This is a genomic window from Streptomyces flavofungini (genome assembly GCF_041028215.1).
GTDB lineage: Bacteria > Actinomycetota > Actinomycetes > Streptomycetales > Streptomycetaceae > Streptomyces > Streptomyces flavofungini_B.
This window is the reverse complement of the sequence record NZ_JASKYR010000720.1, coordinates 1-4,199: the sequence shown is the minus strand read 5'-3', so window position 1 is coordinate 4,199 and position 4,199 is coordinate 1. Positions and strand designations below refer to the sequence as shown.

The following is a 4,199-nucleotide window of genomic DNA, read 5'->3' as shown; positions in this document are numbered from 1 at the left end:
TCCGTGCCCTCCGCCCACGTCTCCCCCTCCAGCGTCCCGAGCCGCCTACTGGCCCGCCCCAGCACGATCAGCATGGTGATGAGGGAGTGGGACCGGCCGCCCCCGATCCGTCGCGTGTACCGCACGGCCTCCTCGTACGAGGCGTGCGCGAGCGACAGCAGGTCCTGCGCGGCATAGGCGTCGCCGAGGTCCCGCAGCACCGTGGCGTACCAGCCGGGGTCGCTCTCGCCGTCCAGCAGGTCGAGGACGGCACGGTGGGCGGTCACCGCGTCGGCGTACGCCTCGTCGACACCGAGGCCGCCCAGATCCTCGTACGCCAGGCCGAGGTTGTGCAGCGCGACGGCCCGTGGCTGGGGTCCGTCGATCTTCGGGATCTCGATGCCGAGCCGCTTCAGGACCTCCCGCGCCTCGACCGGTTCGCGCAGTGAGACCAGGACACCGGCCAGCGCCGCCATGGAGGTGGTGAGGGCGCTGGGGTTGTCGGCGCGCTCCTGGAACGCGACGGCCTGGCGGAAGAGTTCGGCGGCCCGGCCGAGGTCACCTGCGCTGCGGTAGGTCTCGGCCTCGTCGTGGACGATGACGCCGTAGACCCCGGGCGCGTCGTCGGGGTCGGTCAGCTCGCGTGCCTCACGGAAACAGGCGAGCGCCTGCTCGAACCGAGCAGGACGCGGCCGGCCGGTCTCGTCCGGCATGGAGGTCCTCCGTTCGTCGTCGAGGCCGGGGCGAGTACGAACGTAGCGCCGCCGCAGACGCCTGAACACCTGCGAGAACGAGTCAACGAAGGTGAGCGTCCCGGTCAGCCCCCCGCTTACTCACGGGTCACTACGGTCGAGGCCGCACATCCCCCCCACCCGTGGTCAGTTGGGAGAGCCGCATGCACACACGCATCAGCCGCAGGGCGTGGGCCGTGGTGGCCGCGCTCGGCCTGTCGGCCGTGGTCCCGCTCGGCACGGCACACGCCGAGCAGGGCGCGGCGCCCCCGGAGGTGAGCGCCGCGTCGCCCGGCGACGTCGTCAGCTCCGCGCCCAGCGCCTTCCATCCGCTGCCCGGCCAGCCCACCGGCACCAGGGCATGGAAGATCCACTACCGCTCGACGACGGCGGAGGGCGCGCCCAGCACCGTGTCCGGCACGGTCATCGTGCCGCAGGACGGCAGGAAGGGCCCGCGCCCGCTGATCACGTACGCCGTGGGCACGGTCGGCGTCGGCGACCAGTGCGCGCCGAGCGCCGGTTTCCCCCGGGGCACCACGGCGGAGGCCAACCTCATCCAGCAGCTCACCCTGCGCGGCTGGGCCGTCGCCGTCACCGACTACGAAGGGCTCGGCACCCCCGGCGACCACACCTACACGGTCGGCAGGGCCGCCGGACAGGCGATGCTGGACGCCGCCCGCGCCGCGATCCGCCTGCCGGAGGCGGGACTCGGCGCGGACACCCCGGTCGGCATCATGGGCTACTCCCAGGGCGGCCAGGCCTCCTCGTGGGCGGCCGAGCTGCACGGCTCCTACGCGCCCGACCTCGACGTCAGGGGCACGGCCACCGGCGGCGTCCCCGGTGACCTGGAGAGGGTCGCTCGGTTCAACGACGGCTCGTACGGCTCGGGCCTGGTCTTCATGGCGGCGATCGGCCAGAACGCGGCCTTCCCCGAGCTGCGGCTCGACTCCTATCTGAACCCCGTCGGCAAGGCACTCGTCGGCGCCCTGAAGAACTCCTGCGTGGCGGACGGCGCGGTCCTCGGCTCCTTCAAGACGATCGACTCGATGACGACGAGCAACCCCCTTCACCGGCCCGACTGGCAGCGGCGCCTGCGCGAGTCGCGGGTCGGCACGACCGGGCCGGACGCCCCGGTGTACCTGTACCACGCGCTCGCCGACGAGCTGATCCCGTACGGCGTCGGCAGGCAGGTCCGTACGGACTGGTGCGCGCGGGGCGCCACCGTGGAGTGGCACACCGTCCCCGTCGGTGAGCACGTCAGCGGCGTGATCACGCAGTCCCCGCACGCGGCGCGGTGGCTGGCGGACCGCTTCGCGGACAAGCCGGTACGGGGCGACTGCTAGCGCCTTCCGTGTGGATCAGGTCGGTCGAGGCGGTCCCGGGCACCGGACGGGGCCGTCTCCTTCCGCGCCACGCGCGGAAAAGGCGGGGCGGTCGCGGCCCGCCGCGCCTAGGATCCCGGAGTACGCAAGAACGGAGAACCGGGGGGATTCTCATCATGATCATCGCACCCACGGCCCTGACCCTGGCCATGCTGGCGCTGTTCGTCCTGGCGATGAAGGGCTCCGACACGGTGCCGCGCCCGGGGGCGCGCCGCCCCGCGCCCGAACGGCCGGAGGCGTCCGGCACGGGAGCCGCCACCCGATGACCGCGCCGCTGACGCCGCCGCCGGATGACCCCTCGCACGGTGACCCGGAGCCGGGCCCGGACTTCGTGACGCCGGTCGGGAACCTCTTCGTACGGACGCACCTGGGCATTCCGGAGGTGGCCGCCGACGCCTGGACGCTGTCGGTGGAGGGCCTGGTCGCACAGCCGCTGCGGCTCGGCCTTGCCGCGCTCCTCGCCGTGCCCGACCGGCAGCTCACCGCGGTCCACGAGTGCTTCGGCAGTCCGCTGCGGCCCGATGTGCCGACGCGTGCCGTCGCGAACGTCGAGTGGACGGGCTTCCCCCTCGCCGTGCTCCTGGCCCGCGCCGTCCCGCTGCCCGCCGCCCGGCACGTCGTCCTCCAAGGCGCGGACACCGGTTCCTTCCACGGCGAGGACGGCCTGTCGTATGTGAAGGACCTCCCCCTGGAGACGGCCCGCCGCGAGGTGTTCCTGGCCCACCGGATGAACGGCGAGCCGCTGACCGCCCGGCACGGCCACCCGCTGCGGGCGGTCGTCCCCCGGCACTTCGGCACCAACTCCGTGAAGTGGCTGACCAGGATCGTCCTGACGGAGGAGCGCCCGGAGCACATGTTCACGACGGAGTTCTACACGCGGGTGGTGCCGGGGCACGACACTCCGCAGCCGGTGCGCGAGGTCGACGTCAACAGCAGAGTGACCGCGCCCGTCCGGGACGCGAAGCTGCCGTACGGAACCGTCGCGCTGCGGGGCCGCGCCTGGAGCACCACGGAGGTCGTGCGCGTCGAACTCTCCGTCGACGGCGGCCCCTGGGAGCCCGCGCGCCTGGACACCCTCGGTGCCGACCCGGCCTGGCAGGGCTTCTCGCTGCGGCGCTGGTTCACGCCGGGCCCGCACACGGTCCGCTCCCGGGCGACGGACGCCCTGGGGCGCGTGCAGCCGCCGCCGGGCTCCCGCAACTCCGTCCACGAGGTGGGCTTCACCGTCGCCTGACCTACGGGCTGCCGGAGGCGCCCGTGTCCGGGCGTCCCGCTGGGGGGCGTGGGCCGTGCCGGGGTCAGAGCCTGTGTCAGTCGCGCGGCAGCAGCCATGCGGCGAGTGCGGTCGTCACGCAGAGCAGGGCGCCGACGGTGATGAGCGCGGTGCGCATGCCGGGGAGCGAGAAGCCCGCTCCCGAGCCGCCGGCGAGCAGGGCGCCGAAGAGCGCCACGGACATGGCGCCGCCCGTCTGGCGCAGGGAGTTGAGCAGGCCGGACGCGGTGCCCGCGCGTTCGGCGGGGACGGCGTCCATGAGCTGGGCGGTCAGCGCGGGGACCGCGAAGGCGCCGCCGAGGCCGGTCGGGACGAGCAGGACAAGGACGAGCCAGAGCGGGGTCGTGGCGGTCAGCGGGACCAGGACGAACAGGGCGAGGGCGAGCACCGCCTGACCGATGACGATGACCCGGCGCCGCCCGAGGCGTTCGGCGGCGCGCGGCGACACGAGGTTCGTGGCGGTGATCAGCACGGCGAGCGGGACGAACATCAGGCCCGCCGCGACACCCGACATGCCGCGCAGCTGCTGGTAGTAGAGGCCGAGGAGGAAGGTCAGACCGTAGAACCCGGCGTTCACGGCGAAGCCGACCGCGAGCGCGATCCCGACGCCGCGCCTGCGCAGCAGCCCGAGCGGGACCATGGGCCCGGGGTGCCGCTTCTCGGCGGCGAGGAAGGCGGCACCGGCGGCGACGGCCACCGCGAAGGAGGCGAGGACGGGCGCGCTCGCCCAGCCCAGGTGTCCGCCCTCGATGACGGCGAAGGCGAGTCCCGCGAGGGTGAGGACGGCGGTCGCCTGGCCGACGAGGTCCAGCGGCGCGGGGCGCCGGGGTGAGG

General features: G+C 74.0%; 5 protein-coding genes. 3 read left to right on the top strand and 2 right to left on the bottom strand.

Annotated elements, in window-relative coordinates; genetic code table 11:
- Positions 1–692: tetratricopeptide repeat protein (locus tag AB8Z36_RS33150; RefSeq protein ID WP_369217093.1), on the bottom strand; the 692-nt coding region annotated here is incomplete at its 3' end.
- 182 nt (positions 693–874) lie between these two features.
- On the opposite strand from AB8Z36_RS33150, the gene AB8Z36_RS33145 reads away from it, so the two are divergent.
- The 3 genes from AB8Z36_RS33145 (at position 875) to AB8Z36_RS33135 (ending at position 3,326) form a co-directional block, all read left to right on the top strand.
- Positions 875–2,053, top strand: coding sequence for a lipase family protein (locus AB8Z36_RS33145; RefSeq protein ID WP_369217092.1), 1,179 nt, complete (start codon positions 875–877; stop codon positions 2,051–2,053).
- Between the two features lie 155 nt (positions 2,054–2,208).
- Positions 2,209–2,358, top strand: coding sequence for a hypothetical protein (locus AB8Z36_RS33140; protein WP_369217091.1), 150 nt, complete (start codon positions 2,209–2,211; stop codon positions 2,356–2,358).
- Positions 2,355–3,326, top strand: a complete 972-nt coding sequence (locus AB8Z36_RS33135) for a molybdopterin-dependent oxidoreductase (protein WP_369217090.1) — start codon at positions 2,355–2,357, stop codon at positions 3,324–3,326. The genes AB8Z36_RS33140 and AB8Z36_RS33135 overlap by 4 nt, the downstream gene beginning before the upstream one ends.
- Positions 3,327–3,402: 76 nt before the next feature.
- Here AB8Z36_RS33135 and AB8Z36_RS33130 read toward each other — a convergent pair.
- Positions 3,403–4,199: MFS transporter (locus tag AB8Z36_RS33130; RefSeq protein WP_369217089.1), on the bottom strand; the 797-nt coding region annotated here is incomplete at its 5' end.